Source organism: Streptomyces katrae, assembly GCF_000717655.1.
Lineage (GTDB): Bacteria > Actinomycetota > Actinomycetes > Streptomycetales > Streptomycetaceae > Streptomyces > Streptomyces katrae_B.
Window position 1 is genome coordinate 149,347 of record NZ_JNZY01000008.1, and the last position, 15,440, is coordinate 164,786.

General features: G+C 69.6%; 15 protein-coding genes and 1 tRNA gene. 7 read left to right on the forward strand and 9 right to left on the reverse strand.

Features of this window, described 5'->3' with window-relative positions; all coding sequences use genetic code 11:
- The first annotated feature begins 112 nt into the window (after positions 1 to 112).
- A complete protein-coding gene (locus IF09_RS45570; protein ID WP_158709950.1) occupies positions 113 to 274 on the forward strand; it encodes a hypothetical protein in 162 nt (53 codons plus the stop codon).
- A gap of 73 nt (positions 275 to 347) precedes the next feature.
- Here IF09_RS45570 and IF09_RS0112295 read toward each other — a convergent pair whose 3' ends face one another.
- Positions 348 to 1,223: a hypothetical protein gene (locus IF09_RS0112295; RefSeq protein WP_030294845.1), complete on the reverse strand. Its 876-nt coding sequence runs from the start codon at positions 1,221 to 1,223 to the stop codon at positions 348 to 350.
- A gap of 10 nt (positions 1,224 to 1,233) precedes the next feature.
- Positions 1,234 to 1,797 carry a papain-like cysteine protease family protein gene (locus tag IF09_RS0112300; protein WP_030294846.1) on the reverse strand — a complete coding sequence of 188 codons (564 nt, stop codon included), beginning with the start codon at positions 1,795 to 1,797 and terminating at the stop codon, positions 1,234 to 1,236.
- Positions 1,798 to 2,045: 248 nt separating this feature from the next.
- Here IF09_RS0112300 and IF09_RS0112305 point away from each other — a divergent pair, with 248 nt between their 5' ends.
- Positions 2,046 to 3,158 carry a C40 family peptidase gene (locus IF09_RS0112305; protein WP_051832366.1) on the forward strand — a complete coding sequence of 371 codons (1,113 nt, stop codon included), beginning with the start codon at positions 2,046 to 2,048 and terminating at the stop codon, positions 3,156 to 3,158.
- Between the two features lie 161 nt (positions 3,159 to 3,319).
- Positions 3,320 to 3,802, forward strand: a complete 483-nt coding sequence (gene coaD / locus IF09_RS40110) for a pantetheine-phosphate adenylyltransferase (RefSeq protein ID WP_037634664.1) — start codon at positions 3,320 to 3,322, stop codon at positions 3,800 to 3,802.
- A 96-nt stretch (positions 3,803 to 3,898) separates the two neighbouring features.
- Here the strand turns inward: coaD and IF09_RS0112315 are convergent, their stop codons facing one another.
- Both IF09_RS0112315 and IF09_RS0112320 read right to left on the reverse strand, forming a co-directional pair.
- Positions 3,899 to 4,348, reverse strand: coding sequence for a hypothetical protein (locus IF09_RS0112315; RefSeq protein WP_030294852.1), 450 nt, complete (start codon positions 4,346 to 4,348; stop codon positions 3,899 to 3,901).
- Between the two features lie 420 nt (positions 4,349 to 4,768).
- Entirely contained in the window at positions 4,769 to 5,359 is a 591-nt protein-coding gene (locus IF09_RS0112320; protein ID WP_030294853.1) for a hypothetical protein, read from the reverse strand.
- Between the two features lie 339 nt (positions 5,360 to 5,698).
- Here IF09_RS0112320 and IF09_RS0112325 point away from each other — a divergent pair, with 339 nt between their 5' ends.
- On the forward strand, positions 5,699 to 6,292 hold the full coding sequence (locus IF09_RS0112325; protein ID WP_037634667.1) for a TetR/AcrR family transcriptional regulator: 594 nt from the start codon (positions 5,699 to 5,701) through the stop codon (positions 6,290 to 6,292).
- 49 nt (positions 6,293 to 6,341) lie between these two features.
- On the forward strand, positions 6,342 to 6,704 hold the full coding sequence (locus tag IF09_RS0112330; protein ID WP_030294855.1) for a DoxX family protein: 363 nt from the start codon (positions 6,342 to 6,344) through the stop codon (positions 6,702 to 6,704).
- 628 nt (positions 6,705 to 7,332) lie between these two features.
- Here IF09_RS0112330 and IF09_RS0112335 read toward each other — a convergent pair.
- Positions 7,333 to 8,055, reverse strand: coding sequence for an SDR family oxidoreductase (locus IF09_RS0112335; protein WP_030294856.1), 723 nt, complete (start codon positions 8,053 to 8,055; stop codon positions 7,333 to 7,335).
- 97 nt (positions 8,056 to 8,152) lie between these two features.
- Here IF09_RS0112335 and IF09_RS0112340 point away from each other — a divergent pair, with 97 nt between their 5' ends.
- Together IF09_RS0112340 and IF09_RS0112345 are read left to right on the forward strand one after the other, a co-directional pair.
- Entirely contained in the window at positions 8,153 to 9,100 is a 948-nt protein-coding gene (locus IF09_RS0112340) for an AraC family transcriptional regulator (RefSeq protein ID WP_030294857.1), read from the forward strand.
- A 308-nt stretch (positions 9,101 to 9,408) separates the two neighbouring features.
- A tRNA-Met gene (locus tag IF09_RS0112345) sits at positions 9,409 to 9,482 on the forward strand.
- A gap of 176 nt (positions 9,483 to 9,658) precedes the next feature.
- Here the strand turns inward: IF09_RS0112345 and IF09_RS0112350 are convergent.
- The 4 genes from IF09_RS0112350 to IF09_RS0112365 all read right to left on the reverse strand — a co-directional run bounded on the left by IF09_RS0112350 (position 9,659) and on the right by IF09_RS0112365 (position 15,416).
- Entirely contained in the window at positions 9,659 to 11,209 is a 1,551-nt protein-coding gene (locus IF09_RS0112350) for a long-chain-fatty-acid--CoA ligase (RefSeq protein WP_030294858.1), read from the reverse strand.
- A gap of 79 nt (positions 11,210 to 11,288) precedes the next feature.
- A complete protein-coding gene (locus IF09_RS0112355) occupies positions 11,289 to 12,998 on the reverse strand; it encodes an aldehyde dehydrogenase family protein (RefSeq protein WP_030294860.1) in 1,710 nt (569 codons plus the stop codon).
- 82 nt (positions 12,999 to 13,080) lie between these two features.
- Positions 13,081 to 14,436, reverse strand: coding sequence for an MFS transporter (locus IF09_RS0112360; protein WP_051832370.1), 1,356 nt, complete (start codon positions 14,434 to 14,436; stop codon positions 13,081 to 13,083).
- Between the two features lie 56 nt (positions 14,437 to 14,492).
- On the reverse strand, positions 14,493 to 15,416 hold the full coding sequence (locus IF09_RS0112365) for a TauD/TfdA dioxygenase family protein (protein WP_030294863.1): 924 nt from the start codon (positions 15,414 to 15,416) through the stop codon (positions 14,493 to 14,495).
- Positions 15,417 to 15,440: the final 24 nt, after the last annotated feature.

Below are 15,440 nucleotides of genomic sequence, written 5' to 3' on the forward strand. Positions count from 1 at the left end.
GACGCGACCCGCCCCACGGACCGCACCACCGCCCCGGTGGTCTTCTGGAGTTCGCGCGCCAGTCCGGCCTGGCCGCTTCGGGGCACGGCCCGCCGCCCATGTCCCGGTCGCCGTGGGTGCAGACGAGCCGAAAGCCGCCGCCCAAGTCCGCACCGCGATCGACGGCCTCCTGCCGCTGCGCACCCGTACGGCAGCGGTCCAACCGGCGGTGCTGACGGAGGAAAGCCTGCAGTTGCGGTTCACCGCGCCGGTCGGCGTCCCGGACGGGCTGTGAACGCCGCCCGCCAGTCCCCTCGAACCGTCCCGGCTGGCTGCCGGGACGGAACGAGAGCGCGTACGGGTCGGGCTCAGCCGGTGCCTGCGCGCCGGCGCCGACGGAGCACAGCGGCCCCTCCCACGAGGGCGAGTGCCGCGCTGGAACCGCTGGCAAGGAGCAGGGTGGCAGACGGCGCGTCGTCGTCCGCCTTGCGCTGGGTGCTGTATCCGCTGGAGAAGCCGTCGGTGTCGTACTCCGAGCCGGGCAGCTTGTCGGCGTAGCGGGCCTTGACCAGTTTCTGGTAGTCGCTCAGAGACACCGACGCCTGGCCGCCCAGGCCTTGCCGGGCCTCGTCGTTGAGTGGCTCGACGGTGGTGAGCTTGAGCTGGTACCAGCCGCGGATCTGTGGCTCGGTGAAGACCAGCGTGCCCAGGGTGGCCTTGCCGGCGTATGTGGCGTCGCTGTCGCCGTCGCGGATGGCTGCCAGGTGCCAGCCGCCGCCCTGAGTGGGGGCGAGCATGACGGTTGCGTTGCGGCCGTTGATGGTGGTGCTGAGCGAGGAGACCAGCTGCGTCAGCTTGACCGCCTCGGTGGGCAGTGGCTTGGCGGTGCCCGCGACGAACCCGGGGGTGATCTCGTTCCGGGCCACCGGGTCCTTGATCGTGAAGACCGGGAGGTCCTGGCACGGCTCGGCCGTTTCGGGGATGGTCTGCACCGACCCGCCGACGCCGCCGGTGGGCACCGGGGTGCGCAGGAAGCGACAGACCGCGTTGCGCACGTCGGTGGACTTCACCGCGTCGAGGGCAGCCTGATAGTCGGGGATGTCGGCCGGGAGAGGGTCCTTGGCCGGGGCCGCATGGGCCGGACCGACGACGGACAGCAGCGCGGATGCACTCAGTGCGATGACGATGGACAGGCGGGAGAAGCGAGAGCCCGTCCGCTTGCTGGACATTTCGGTGTCGCGCATGTCGCCTGCCTTAGCGGGAGATGCCGATGCGGGAGTGCGTCCACTTGGACGAGCTGTTGCTCACGTAGTCGTTGTAGTTCCACCACGTGTACGTGGTGGTGTCCGGCCACGGGTCGGCCACGGCGATCGTGGTGTTCGACGTGTCGAAGCCGTAGACCACGTTCATGTGCCCGCCACCGGACGTCCACCCGATGCGGGCACCGATCGGCCGGGCCGCCTTGACGTCGGTGTACACCTGGTTGAACGTGGCCGCGCTGTTCAGGCCCGAGCCGGTGTGGGCCATGCCGAGGCTGCTCCAGCCCCTGGCCATGTCGTCGAGCGTGGCGGGCTGGTTGTTGCAGCCGTAGTAGGGCTGGGCCCGGTTGCAGAAGTCCGCCTGTGTGGAGCCTAAGCCCTGGAACTTGGCGATGGTCAGCCCGGAGGCGACCCAGCACCACTGGGTCTTCTCCTGCTTCAGCATGCTGATGGTGTCCTGACCCGCTTCCGCGTGAGCCGTGCCGCACACGGCCGCGAGCGATCCCAAGGCGGCCAGCACGATGGCCGACGCCGTGGTTCCATACCTGAATTTGCCCATGTTCCTGCCTTCCCCCTGATGGGTGCAACGAGATGAGCGGGGTGATCTGATGCGAATATGACAGCGCAGCATTCCGAAGACATAGGGCGTTTACATCAATTCAACCCCTAGTGATTACTTGTCATGTAATCAGGCGAATAACGGCTGTTTCGTTTGGGTCGGGCGTTATCCCGTGATGCATCCCAGGACCGCGTGGGCCGGCCGGGCCGGAAGGTTCGCAGGCGCGCTGCCCTGGACAGGATCGACGCATGTACTCCGTGAAGACCGTGCTGCCGGCCACCGCCGCAATGCTCCTCGCCCTCGCCGCTCCCGCGGCCGCAATCCCCGCAACTCCCACCACCCCGGCCCGCCCCCTCGTGTCGGCCGCACCACGTCCCTGCGACGGCGCCGCGACCTGCTACGTCGACGTGGCGGTCGCTCAGGTCTGGGTGAGCCCCGGACAGGTCCGGCCCGTGGACGCTCCGGCGACCACCAATCCCGCAGACATCCGCGGCTGGTTGACAACCATGTCCCTGGACGAGCGGCGTGAGGTCGCCGGGGAGACGCAGGCTCTCCACGGCGTCCCGGTGACCGTCGACCGCACCGAGTGGCACGACGGTCTGCTCTGGGACCACGTATGGGTGCACGGCCAGCCCACCCCCAGGGACCAGGCAGGACGGGGCGCCTACCCCGGCTGGATTCCCGACCGGCAACTGACCTCGGAGCACCGGCGCCCGCCCGGCGGTACTCACGGGGAACGCGTTGCCCGCCCCACCGCCCGGGGCTTCGCCACCGCCCAGGCCGCGCTGGCCGGCCGCCCGTCCGGGCAGGCGGGCGAATACTCGTACAACACCTCCTTCCCGGTGAAGGCCGGTCCGCTGCCCGGAGTCGTCACCGCCTACTCCCCCAGCGGTGGCCGGCTGTTCTTCCGGGCTGACGACCTGGCGAGGGTGCCGGCCGCACCGAGCGGCGCGGACGTGGTCGCCGCCGCCCGCGCCTTCCTGGGTCTGCCCTACCTGTGGTCCGGCACCTCCGGATTCGGCTACGACTGCTCCGGTCTCACCGGCCAGGTCTACTCCGCCCTCGGTGTGACGATCCCCCGCGACGCCCAGCCGCAGTTCGAGGCGGGCGGCGGGCAGGTACCCGCCGGCTCGGCCGCGGGGGTGCGGATCACCGGTACGGAGGACCTCAGGCCCGGCGACATCGTCGCCTTCCGTCCCGCCACCGGCACCGAGGTCACCCACGTCGGCATCTATTCGGGGACGAGGAACGGCGAACCCATGATGATCAACTCGCCTCGGACCGGTGACCCGGTCAGGGAGGAGCCCATCGGTTCCACCGGCCGCGTCTACGTGGGCGCCACCCGTTTCCTGACCCTCTGACGCGCGTACGGCACTGCCGTGCGACGAACCCTGGCCACCACTTCGCCGTCGGGGACGATGAAGAGCGTGTCCCACGTGGCCGTGAGCGTCGTGTGACGTTGCGGTTGTCCCATCTCGCCAGACGTTCCATCTGAGCCGGCCGCTCGTTATTCTTTTCGATCATGCGAGCCCTCTTCCCAGGATCCTTCGACCCGGTCACTCAAGGGCACCAAGACGTTCTCCGCCGCGCCGCCCTCCTGTTCGACGAGGTCGTCGTCTGCGTGATGTTCAATTCGAGCAAGACCGGCCGCTTCCCCATCACCGAACGGCTGGACCGGCTCCGCGCGGCAGCAACTGACCTGAGCAACGTCACGGTCGACTCCCACACCGGCGGCCTGCTGGTCGATTACTGCCGCCGAGCCGGAATCGACGTCGTCATCCGCGGGGTCCGCGGCGGTCCGGACCTGAACTACGAAATGCCGATGGCCCGCATGAACCACGAACTGGCCGGAGTCGAAACACTCTTCATCGCTGCAGACCCCGCTCTGGCCCACATCTCCTCCACCCTCGTTACCGCGATCGGTCAACAGGACCGTGTCTCGAATGATGATTTGAGCGAGCGTCTTCCAGCAGGTGAGGCGTCAGCGGGGGACGCCTCGGCATAAGCCCTGCCCGTCGCACCTGAGGGCGGTGCCGGACGAACCTCGTCGGACACCGCCCTCGGCTATCGACGGTAGGCCGTCAGAGCTCCTGGTGCGTTCTCACGGCTGGACGTCGATGTGGTCTGCCAGGTGGGCGGCGATGAGCTCTTCCCAGGAGCGGATGAAGGACGGGTACTCGGTGGCGAACTCGTCGAGCGTCTTTGCCGCGGCCGGGGTGAGGGGAGTCATGTCGTAGGTGACCGTCACCTCGCTGCCGACTTCGGTCGCCGCCAGGGTGACGGTGACCGTCCCGGCCCGGACGCCCGGGGTGATCCGGGCGTAGGAGACCGACCGTGGGAAGTCTCGGGAGGCAACCAGCCATGTCGTCTCCTCTTCGTGCGACGCGGTGAGCCAGACGGTTCCCGGCGCGGTGTCGTCCGGCGTCTCGACCGGGAACACGGGCTCCCAGCCCGGCACCCAGTCGCGCTCACCCCGGGCGGTGAAGAGCCGGAAGGCCTCTTCGGGCGGAAGCGGGACATTCAGCGCGGCGCTCGAGATACGACGGTTCATTGAGTCTCCAGTGCGTGGGCGCGGGCGTCGGCGGCGGCCGCGCATGCCCTGCTGGCCGCCCCGTGCAACTCTGCCAGCGCAGCCCGCGCCGTCGCCGGGCAGGACCATGAGCTCGGCGGGCTCGGCCACCGCGCCGGACCACCCCGGCATCGGCGGGGAGCACTCGTTGGGCAGGACCGGCGGCCTGCGCCGGATTGAGCGGGTCCGAGGCGAGACGGGACAGGGCCGTGCCGAGGGCCGGCGGGCGGCGATCGACAGGGCCTGTCCGGCCGATCATGCTGGACGACGCCGTACAGCCGGGCTTGGGGCGGCATCGGGACGAGTTGCGGCCCGTTGCTGTAGCCGGCTGGTGCGATAGCGCGCCTGCTGGGGGAGCTGGTCGAGCAGCGGCCCGCTGCCCTTTGCCGGTGCTTCCGGCTGTCAGTCGAAGATGTCCAGGAGGTCCAGCCAGGAGCCTGCGTCGGCGGCGAGGCGGCTGGGCCGCATCGGGAGTGGATCCGGGTAGGTCTCCACTGCGGCCCTCGCCCGGACGATGTCAGGCCCGCCGCACGCCGCGACCGCGAAGGCGCCGAAAACCTTGGCGAATGCGGTCGGGTCGCGGAACTCCACGCCGAACGCCCGGCCGTCCCGCAGTGGCACCCACACCACCCGATCGAGCGGTCTCCATTCTCCTACCGGCTGGTCGTCCGCGGTTGACAGCCCTTCCAGCCACAGCCGCGCCACGTGCAGCAGGTTCACCTTCTCCATCGGCAGCCGCTTGCGCCGCACCCGCAGTTCACGCGCCGTCAGCTCGACGCGGTGGTCCTTCTTCGGGTACCAGACGACGCCGATCCCGAACGGCACCCACAGCAGGATCCCCATCATCGGCCAGACCAGAGCGTCGCCCCACGACCGGAGCAGCCCGCCGTCGAGCAGGTACAGGGCCCCGAAGACCACAAACCACTTCGCCGTCATCCGCCAGAACCCGCTGCCCTGCCGGTACAGGACCCGTCGCTTCCCCGTCATCGCCATGCCCGCACGCTATCCGCCGCCCCGCGGCTCACCGTAGGCGCCCTTCGCCACCGCCGGGGGCGAGTGGCGTCAAGAGGCGCCTGTGACGCCTACCGGCCGCCGTAGCAGATGACGTCATCCCTACCGTCGGGCCGGGGACGAACCTGCCCGAACTCGAAGGAGGAGCAGGAGCACGGGGCGAAAGGGCGGAGCTGTAGTTCACCTGTACGACTCCAAGCGAACGTGACGGGGTCGAAGCCCGCTGCGCGACGATCTCCGGCTCCTCGTCGGCGCCCTCTTTGCATGCGGTGCAGTCCTCGCTATGATCATAAGTAAGTACTTACTTGCAGGAGGTGGAGCGTGGACAGCCGTACACGTGTGGTGGAAGAGGCCATGCGGCTCTTCGGCGAGCAGGGCTACGCCAAGACGACCATCGCCGAGATCGAACGGGCCGCCGGGCTCTCGCCGGGGTCCGGAGCCCTCTATCGGCACTTCCGCTCGAAGGAGGAGCTGCTGGCCCAAGGTGTGCGCTCGAAGGTCGCCGAGAACGCCGGGCTGCTCGCACTCCTCGGTGAGATGCAGGCCGCAGCCGCGCTGCCGTTGCGCGAGCGTCTGGCGGCACTGGCTCGTGCCGGCCTGCGGCGTCTGGACGAGGAGCGCGACCTCAACCGGATCGTGCTGCGTGACCTGGCAACCTTTCCGGCGCTGCTGGAAGAGGTCCGCGAGGGCGAGATGCGCCGCATCCACGCCGCCGTGGCGCAGTGGCTGAGGATGCAGGCCGGCCCGGCGGAACGGGACTGGGACGCGCTCGCCGTGGTGCTCGTGGGGGCCGTCTCTCACTTCTGGCTGCTGCGGGACGTGTTCGACACCCATCCCAGCGGCCTCGATGAGGACCGCTTGGTGGCTGCCTTCGTGGACCTCGCCGTAGGGCTCCTCCAGCAGCCCGCTTCCTGAACGGTGCCAGAACAGCCGATCGACCGACACAGACAATCGGAGTGGCTCGATGAACATCGCATTGTGGATCGCACAGGGCCTGCTGGCCACCGTCTTCATGGGGTCGGGATTCCTGAAGTCGACGCAGACGAAGGAGAAGATGATCGCCACGGGCCAGACCGGCGTCGCGCCATTCCCCCTGCCGGTGATCCGTGTGGTCGCGGCGCTGGAGATCGCGGCGGCCCTCGGGCTCATCGCTCCCCAACTGACCGGCATAGCCCCAGTCCTCACCCCGTTGGCTGCCCTCGGCCTCGCCGCCGTCATGATCGGTGCCGCCGTCGCGCACTGGAGCCTTAGGGAGTACAAGCAGGTCTTCGGCGCGAACATGCTCCTCTTGGCCGCCTGCGTCTTCGTCGCCCTCGGCAGGTTCTGAACGCCGGCGCTCCTCTCGGATGCTCTGGCAAGTGACCAGCCTTTGCTCGCTCACACCTACGCACGCAGGACCCGGCCGGGCCCGTAGACCCGGCCGGATCCTCTCATGTTGTCCCGCTCCCCGGAGCCGCTCCCGCTCCGCCTCGTCGGCCGCGCGGCCCCACCGCAGCTTCGTCGCTGTTTACTGGCCCGGGTCGTTCGCGTACGCCTCCCGACGCGCCGCCGTCCACGCGGAAGCCCCAGCTGGCGGGGAGCCTCATTCGAAACGTGCGATATTCCTGCCTGATCCCGGTGGTTGAGAGGTTCGAGCCGGCGGTCTATTGGTGCGGCCGGGTCCGGCAAGAGTGTGCGTTCCCGCCGGCGGCAACCGGCGTCAGGAGTGGGAAGCGGTCTCATCCCGCTTCAGGCGTGCTGGTCAGCGGGGCTGGCCTGACGGGCTGCCGGCCTACTCGTGTTGGTGGTGGGCGGCAGCCTGGCGTGTAGATCGTTTGGCAGGGGGTGTTTGCGGATTCCGCTCCGTCCCTGTCTGGGTGGCCTCCTCTTCTCCGGCAGAACATGCCGGGAGCGGCGCCCGGGGCTGTCGGACCGGGCCTGCCGATCCGGGCCTGTCGGTCCGACAGCAGCCGGCGTCAGGCCAGTGCGGCTCCGCCGTCGAGGGTGAGCACCGTGCCGGTCGCGTAGCCGTTGCTCAGGAGGTAGAGGTAGGCCGCCGCAGCCTCCTCGGGGCTGCCGACGCGCTGGACGGGAAGGCCGCTGCCCTGCGCTCGGAGGAAGGCCTCCGGCTCGGGCACGGTGCTGTCCCAAAGCTCGGTGCGGATCGCGCCGAGGCGGACCGCGTTGACCCGCAGTGGGGCGAGTTCCAGTGCCAGGGCTCGCGTCAGACCTTCGACGGCTGCTGTGATGCTTGCGCCGAGCGAGGCTCCGGGGGCGGGCCGGGTGGCGAAGGCGCCGGAGGTGAAGGTGATCGAGCCGCCGGGACGGAGCTTCGGCGTCGCGTACTTCGCGGCGAGCAGGGCACCCCAGAAGCGGCGCTCGAAGAACGCTCGGGACTCCTCGGCGGTGAGGTCGGCGAGCGGCTTCAGCAGCAGGGACTCCCCCGCCGTGTAGACGAGGTGGTCGAACTCGCCGATCCGGTCGAAGAAGGCGGCGAGCGCGGCCTCGTCGGCGACGTCCAGCAGGATGCCTTCCGCCGGGCCACCGAGCTTCTTCACCGCCAGGTCGACCCGGGCCTGGCTGCTGGAGGCGACGACCACGTTCGAGCCCTGAGTCGCTGCGGCCTGCGCCACCGCGAATCCGATGCCGGAGGTACCACCTATGACGACGACACGCTGGGTGTCTGCTGTGTTGTTCATGGCGAGGACGCTACGTGTCCATGACCGAGACAATGAATGGCCTCAGGTCTTGATTCTTTGTCTGATCGTCTCGATCGCAGCGCGCTAGGGTGAGCGTGTGGACATACTCAGTGACACGCTTGCGGCCCTGCGCACGGGGCGTCCGTCTGTTGTCCGTACCGACGCGCAGGCGCCGTGGGGTGTGCGCTTCCAGCCCATCGCGGGAGCCGGATTTCACGTCGTCGTCGAAGGCCACTGCTTTCTCCTGCCGGTCGGCGGCGATCCGATAGCCCTGGGCCCCGGCGACGTCGTATTCCTGCGGCGCGGGACCGATCACGCCATCTGCGACGCGGTCAGCAGCGAGCTGGTCGCCTTCGAACCCGACCGCGTCGACACCTCCTCGCCGATCGGGCGTTTCACCGTCGAGGGCGACGGCGCTCGCAGCGTGCTGGTATGCGGGGCCTACCACCTCGACATCGACCGGCCGCATCCGCTGCTCGGCGACCTCCCGGAGGTCATCCACCTCCCGGCCAGCCCCGGTCGTCATCCGGCACTGCGCTCGGCGGTCGACCAGCTCTGCGCCGAGATCCACCAGCCTCAGCCGGGTACGGACTCAGTGGTCACGGCGCTCGTCGATCTGCTGCTTCTCTATGTTCTGCGGTCCTGGTACGCCCAGTTGCCCAGAGAGCAGACGCAGGGGTGGGCCTCGGCACTGAACGATCCGTTGATCGCACCGGCGCTGAAAGCGATCCACGACGACCCGGCACATCCGTGGACCGTCGAATCGCTGGGGAGCCGGGCCGGGCTGTCGCGCGCCGCGTTCGCCCGGCGGTTCACCACGGTGGTCGGCGAGCCGCCGCTCAGCTACCTGACGACGTGGCGGATGGCCGTTGCGGCGCGGATGCTGCGCGAGACGGTCGACTCGCTGAGCATCGTGGCCGAGAACACCGGCTACACCTCGGAATTCGCGTTCGCGAAGGCCTTTAAGCGGCACTTCGGCGCCCCGCCTGGGGCATATCGGCGGGAGCGGAGGACGGCGTCGGCTTCGGAGTCGGTGCCGGTTTGATTCTCTCGGGCGGTCCACGGCCTCCCGGCCACCCCGTGATCAGTTCCCTCCTGGACCGGCCGGGCTCGACTCCCGCCGACCGTGTAGTGGCACCCGCATGACGAGCGAGCGCGTCCCCACGCCTGGGCCGACATGCCCACGCCCGGCAGCAGCCGAGCGGCAATACCCGAGAGCGTGCACCTGCACCGCCTCGAGACTCGGACCGCTCACGAAGACTGCCGTCACCCCTGAGGAACGCGCCGGCCGGCACCCTGCCGGAAAACCGGTCGAGCACGAGCCGGGCAGTGCCGTATGGTGGGGTTCACCGACGCGGGGTGGAGCAGCTCGGTAGCTCGCTGGGCTCATAACCCAGAGGTCGCAGGTTCAAATCCTGTCCCCGCTACTGCCGAGAAGGGCCCGGATCCTGAAATGGATCCGGGCCTTTCTTCCTGCCCGCCGCGATGAGCGATCCCCGAACGACACCGCCACCAGCGAGGCCTGAACCGGCGCACCGTGCGCGAATATGCACGACTGGGACGAGAGTCCGTTTGCTTGTCGAGCTGAGTCGATCGTGTGGTCCTACGCCTCCCTCAGCTCGCGCTTGAGGATCTTGCCGGTGGCATTGGTGGGCAGGGCGTTGCGAAACTCCACGAGGCGGGGGTACTTGTAGCCCGCCATCTCGTCCCTGCACCAGTCGATCAGCTCCTCCTCGGTGAGCGTCGAGCCTGGGGCGCGCACCACGCAGGCCTTGATCTCCTCGCCGTGGCGGTCGTGGGGCACGCCGATGACGGCCGCCATGCTCACGTCGGGATGAGTGGCCAGTACCTCCTCGATCTCCCGGGGGTACACGTTGAAGCCACCGCGGATGATCATGTCTTTGGCGCGGTCGACGATGTAGAACCAGCCGTCGGCGTCCCGGCGGGCCAGGTCCCCGGTGCGGAACCAGCCGTTGCGCATCACCTCGGCGGTCGCCTCGGGGCGGTTGTAGTACCCCTTCATGATGTTGTGGCCGCGGATGACGATCTCGCCGATCGCGTCGGCGCCCTGGACCGGTGTCCAGTCTTTGTCGACCAGGTCCACCTCGACGCCCCAGACGGGGCGCCCGATGGAGCCCGGCCGCACCTCCTCGCCGGGCGGCACGAAGGTCGCCGCCGGGCTGGTCTCCGAGAGGCCGTATCCCTCCATGATGGTGACCCCGAAACGCTCCCTGAACCGGCGGTGGAGGTCGACCGGCAGTGGCGAGGCTCCCGACCCGGCCATCCGCAGGTTCTTGGCGATCAGCGACAGGTCGGCATCGGGTGCCTCGTCTTCGAGCAGGGCGCAGTACATCGTGGGAACACCCGCGAAGAAGGTGACCGCATGACGCTGCATCAGGGCCAAGGCGGAGCGGGCGTCGAAGCGTGGCAGCAGCACCAGCGTCGCCCGCGAGGCGAGGCCGGCGTTCATCTGCACGACCTGGCCGAAGGAGTGGAAGAGCGGCAGCGTGATCAGGTGGACGTCGTGCTCGACCTCTCCGAACAGCTTGTGGCAGATCAGCACATTGAGCATCACGTTGGAGTGGGTGAGCTCGGCGCCCTTGGGCCGGCCGGTGGTGCCGGAGGTGTACAGGATGAGCGCGGTGTCACCGGACTCGGTGGCCACCGTCTCGAAGTCCGCGCTCTGCCCGGCCAGCGCCGCCGTCAGGGACTCGGCGCCCCCGATCGGGGAGACCTCGGTGGGGGCGGCGGTCATGAGGAAGAAGTCCTCGCAGCCGGGTGTCTCACCGAAGCCGGACCAGCCCTCCTGCCCCATCGGGAGGGCCGCGGTGCCCTCGAAGCAGAAGTAGGCCTTCGCCTCGGAGTCGGCGAGGTGGTACGCGATCTCCCGGCCCTTGAGCAGCACGTTGAGCGGGACGACCACCGCGCCGGCCTTGAGGATGCCGTAGTAGGCGATCGGGAACCAGGGGAGGTTCGGGCAGGACAGGGCGACCTTGTCTCCGGGCTGGATGCCGCGCGAGCGCAGCAGGTTGGCCACCCGGCGGGCGGCCGTGTCCAGCTCGGCGTAGGTCACCCGTTGGGTGCCCAGCACGACTGCCGTGCGGTCGGGCGAGGTGCGGGCGCTGTTCTCCAGCAGGGCGGCGAGATTGAGCATGAGGTCTCCGTGGGGGATGCTTCGGCGGGGCCATGGACGTGGCGGCTACGGGGGTCGGCAGGACCGGGGGTGGTCGGAGTCAGCCCCGCAGCGCGGCGGCGAGGAGTGCGGGCAGTTTCGTCAGGCTCGGCGCCGCTGTGAAGCGGGCGAGGCGCTGCACCGTCGTCAGCGCGGTGCGGTGGGTGACGAAATACGGCGGGCGCGGGGACAGAGACGGATCGCCCGTGAACAGCCCCCGGGGGGCCGGTGTGAACGGGGCGCGCAGCACGGTCTTCTCGATGTCTTCGAGCATGAAGGCGTTGTGCACGAAGCCGACGCCGCTGCCGATGTCCTGGCGGGTGTGGCCGGGGAAGGCGCCCCACGGGGTGAAGCCGAGGAGGAAGCCGACGCCCGACCAGCAGTTGACGCCCAGGGTGCCGTAGCGCAGATCGGCGATGGCGGTGCGCACCGCCTCCCGGTGGGCCTTCTCGGTCTTCGGATCGACGATCAGGGTGGCGCCCAGGGTGCCGGGCAGGGTGTCGTTGGCGAAGTCGACGGCGTGGCACAGGAATTCGGCAGGCGTCGCGCCGGGCAGGCGTACGACGCCCAGGGCGCTGCCGAAGACCTCGTCGGTGATGAGGACGTCGTCGTGGTGGTCGGTGATGTCGGGGACGAGCAGCCGGCAGTCGTCGCCGTGCGCCTCCGCCCGCGGGTGGGCCTCGCGTACCGCGGCGAGACGGTCTGCGGCGCCGGGGTAGTAGTCGGTGCGTGGGAGCAGATCGCGCAGTATCCGCCGGATCTCGTCGAGCAGCCGTTCGGTGCCGTCCCAGTCGCGCGGCAGGACCAGGATCTGGCTGGCGATGCAGTTGTGGCCGGAGTTGTTCATCTTGCTGGTGACGATGTGCTCGGCCTGGAAGCGGAAGTCGGCTTCGCTCCATGGGCCCGGCGTCACGATGCACGGGCTGACGCCGCCGAGTTCGCTGCTGAAGGGCTTGGCGATCAGCGGCAGGTCGTCGCGGCGGCGTTGCTCCGCTTCCTCGTCGGTGCCCCAGACGATCGCGTCGTGGGTGCGGTCGCTGCCGGTGACGTGAATGGTGTCGATGCCGTCGTGGCGGGAAAGATGGCTGCCTTCGGCCGCGCCGCCGTCGACGAAGCGGACCCAGCCGCGTTCGACGAACTCGGCGAAGACGTATTCGAAGTGGGGGCGGAGATAGTCGTTGACCGGGTTCATCTTGGCGATGACGACCTGGCCCTCGGCGTAGAGCTTGTGCAGGATGTCGAGCGCCGTGATGGCGGCGACGTTGCCGGCGCCGAGTACGAGGGCCAGGGCCGGGTCTCCCTGCCTGCCCCGGTACTCGCCCGCGGCGCGCGCCCGCGCCTGCTCCGCCGTGACGCCCGGGCGCATCCACACCTGCGCCCGGAACCCGCCCAGCAGCAGGGTGTCCCAGCCGGTGGCGGGGAAGACGTCCACCCGGGTGCGGCCGTGCTCCTGATGGACGGCCTTGGCGTCCAGCGGATCCCGGCCCGCGGCGATCCGGCGCAGGACGTGCAGGAGCGCCGCGGTGTTCTGGGCCAGGGCCCAGGGGCCGCCCATCCAGTCTTCCGCCGCCCAGGAGGAGTCCGGTTCGTATCCCTTCGCGCGGGAGCCCGCAGCGGCCATCTCGGCCGCACGCGCGATGACACGCGGCTGCAACCGCTCCAGGAGGGCGATGCGTTCGGTGAGCGGGGTGGTGGACCATGACTCGGCGTTGCCGCGCACCTGGGCCACGGTGCGGTCGAGGAAGGGGGTGTTGAGGGTACTGGTGTTCAACGTCGTCCCTTGCGGATGGTCGGGAGTGGGAAGGGCGGGGCTGCCCCGTGCGTCGTGACCAGGAGCAGGGCGGTACGTGTCGTCAGACGGAGAGCAGGCGGGCGTCGCGGTCGGGGTTGATCAGCGTCACGGCGGCGGTTCCGCCCACCAGGAGCAAGGCACCGGTGATCAGGACCGCGTACTGGTAGCCCTCGGCACCGTGGGTGTCCACGAGGCTGCCGATCAGCGTCGGGGCGATCAGACCGGCGGTGGTCACCACGGCATTCATGAGGCCCAGGGCGCCGCCGCGACGATTGGCGGGAGCCAGCTCCATGATGGTGGTGGCGGCGATGCTGCCCATCGCTCCTGCGAGGCCGAATGCGCCGATCAGCAGCACGGCGGTCACGGCACCGGCCGGGGCGACGGGCAGGGCCAGGCAGGAGACTCCGGAGGTGAGCAGAAGAGCGCCGCCGACCCCACCGCGGGCCCGTCGGCTCGTGATTCCGCGGCGCAGCATCCATCCGGTAAGGCCCGCTTGTGCGAGCACAAGGATTCCGCTCAGACCCCAGAACAGCATCAGCAGCTGTGTGGACACGGCCGAGGAGTAGCCCAGCCCGTCACGAAGGTAGGAGGGGAGCCACACCAGGGCGAAGGCGATCACCCAGTAGGTGCCGAAGTAGCCGATCGTGACACCGATCCAGGTGCGGGTCGCGAGGATTCGGCGGTACGGCATCTTGGGCTGTGGCTCGCCGGCGGTCCCGGCCCCGGTCTCCTTGCCCGTCCCCGGCCCGTCGTCGGAGGCCGCCTCCCCCGGGGAGTCGTTGTCCGACGTGGCCGCGTACGGCCCCTCTCCGCCGAAGGGGATCCACAGCAGCGTCCACACCACGCCGGTCAGCGCCACCGCGGCGACGGCCGAGCGCCAGCCGTGATGGTTGATCAACCACGTCAGCGCGGGAGCCGCGACCAGGACTCCCAGCGTGATGCCCAGGACGATCAACGCCCCGGGCAGGTTGCGGCGGTGATCGGGGAACCAGGACAGGGTCGTCTGCTGGGCGACCGGGTAGGCGGGCCCCTCGGCGGCGCCGAGGAGAACACGTGAGGCGATGAGCACCGCGAGCCCTCCCCCGACGGCCAGTGGCGCCTGGGAGACGGACCACAGGACAGCCATGATCAGCAGCAGCCACTTCAGCCGTACACGGTCGGCGAGCAGCCCCACCGCGGCGCCGGAGAGCGAGAACAGCAGGAAGAAGGCGCTGCTGGCGAGCCCGAAGGCCGATGCCGACAGGCCGAGGTCCTGCCGGATCTCCTCCGCGGCCAGACCGAGCACGGACTTGTCGGCGAAATTGATCATCATGAAGACAACGAGCAGCGCCGTGACGATCCACGCGCGGCGTCTCGTTCTGCTCGGCGCCTTCGGGGCGCAGGCGGGCACAGCGGGTGCGACGTCGGTGTCGGTCACAAGAGCTCCGCGGAGACTGGACGGGGAGGGGAGGGGAGGACGGGCCGGGAGCTCGATCAGGAGAGCGGGACGCCGGCGATCGCGATGCGCTCCATGACACGGCGCTGCGGGAAGTAGTCGTTGATCGCGTAGTGCTGGGTGGCGATGTTGTCCCAGATCGCGACGGAGCCCGGCTGCCAGCGGAAGCGCACCTGGTACTCGGGAATGCGGGCCTGGAGGACAAGCTCGCCCAGCAGTTCGCGGCTTTCCACGTCCGACAGGCCGAGGATCCGGGTGGTGAAGGGCTCGTTGACATAGAGCAGCTTGCGGCCGGTGCGCGGGTGGCGGACGACCACCGGATGCTCGACGGCCGGCAGGTTCTCACGGTGCGCCGCGAGCTGGGCCTCCGTCATCAGCGACCCCCAACTGGGCACCCAGTCGTGCACTGCGGTGAGGCCTTCGATGCGCTCCTTCATGGACTCGGTGAGGTTGTCGTAGGCGGCCGCCATGTCGGCCCACATGGTGTCGCCGCCAGCGGACGGGACCTCGACGGCGCGGAGGACGGAGCCGAGTGCCGGCGCGGCCATGAACGAGTGGTCGCTGTGCCAGATGTTCTCGGTGCCCATCGCCATGGCGTCCTTGGCCAGACGGGAGACGCCGACGGTGTTGCCCTTGGGGAAGAAGGGGTTCGGCTCCGGCTCGCCCCACAGTCCGGAGAAGGCGAGTTGGGCCTGCGGGTCGAAGGCGTGCTGGTCGCGGAAGAACAGCACCTTCCACTCGAGCAGGGCCTGCCTGAGCTCCGCCACGAGGTCCTCGCCGATCGGGAGCGAGAGATCGACGCCCTCGACCTCGGCGCCGATGTGCGGCGTGAGCGGGCAGACGTCCAGAAGGAGGTAGTCGGGCTGCTCCGCGCCCGGCGCGATGCGGTCCAGTGTGCGCTTCCCGTAGTGCATGAGCGGCTTGTCGAGCGCAGGGACGGGGGTGGTGACGGCGCTGTCCATGAGGCCTCCGTAACGAGACGGAAA

Excerpts from the sequence above, each read along its gene's own strand:
- IF09_RS0112295 (WP_030294845.1), bottom strand. The coding sequence starts at position 1,223 with ATGCGCGACACCGAAATGTCCAGCAAGCGGACGGGCTCTCGCTTCTCC.
- IF09_RS0112300 (WP_030294846.1), bottom strand. The coding sequence starts at position 1,797 with ATGGGCAAATTCAGGTATGGAACCACGGCGTCGGCCATCGTGCTGGCC.
- IF09_RS0112305 (WP_051832366.1), top strand. The coding sequence starts at position 2,046 with ATGTACTCCGTGAAGACCGTGCTGCCGGCCACCGCCGCAATGCTCCTC.
- coaD (WP_037634664.1), top strand. The coding sequence starts at position 3,320 with ATGCGAGCCCTCTTCCCAGGATCCTTCGACCCGGTCACTCAAGGGCAC.
- IF09_RS0112315 (WP_030294852.1), bottom strand. The coding sequence starts at position 4,348 with ATGAACCGTCGTATCTCGAGCGCCGCGCTGAATGTCCCGCTTCCGCCC.
- IF09_RS0112320 (WP_030294853.1), bottom strand. The coding sequence starts at position 5,359 with ATGGCGATGACGGGGAAGCGACGGGTCCTGTACCGGCAGGGCAGCGGG.
- IF09_RS0112330 (WP_030294855.1), top strand. The coding sequence starts at position 6,342 with ATGAACATCGCATTGTGGATCGCACAGGGCCTGCTGGCCACCGTCTTC.
- IF09_RS0112335 (WP_030294856.1), bottom strand. The coding sequence starts at position 8,055 with ATGAACAACACAGCAGACACCCAGCGTGTCGTCGTCATAGGTGGTACC.
- IF09_RS0112350 (WP_030294858.1), bottom strand. The coding sequence starts at position 11,209 with ATGCTCAATCTCGCCGCCCTGCTGGAGAACAGCGCCCGCACCTCGCCC.
- IF09_RS0112365 (WP_030294863.1), bottom strand. The coding sequence starts at position 15,416 with ATGGACAGCGCCGTCACCACCCCCGTCCCTGCGCTCGACAAGCCGCTC.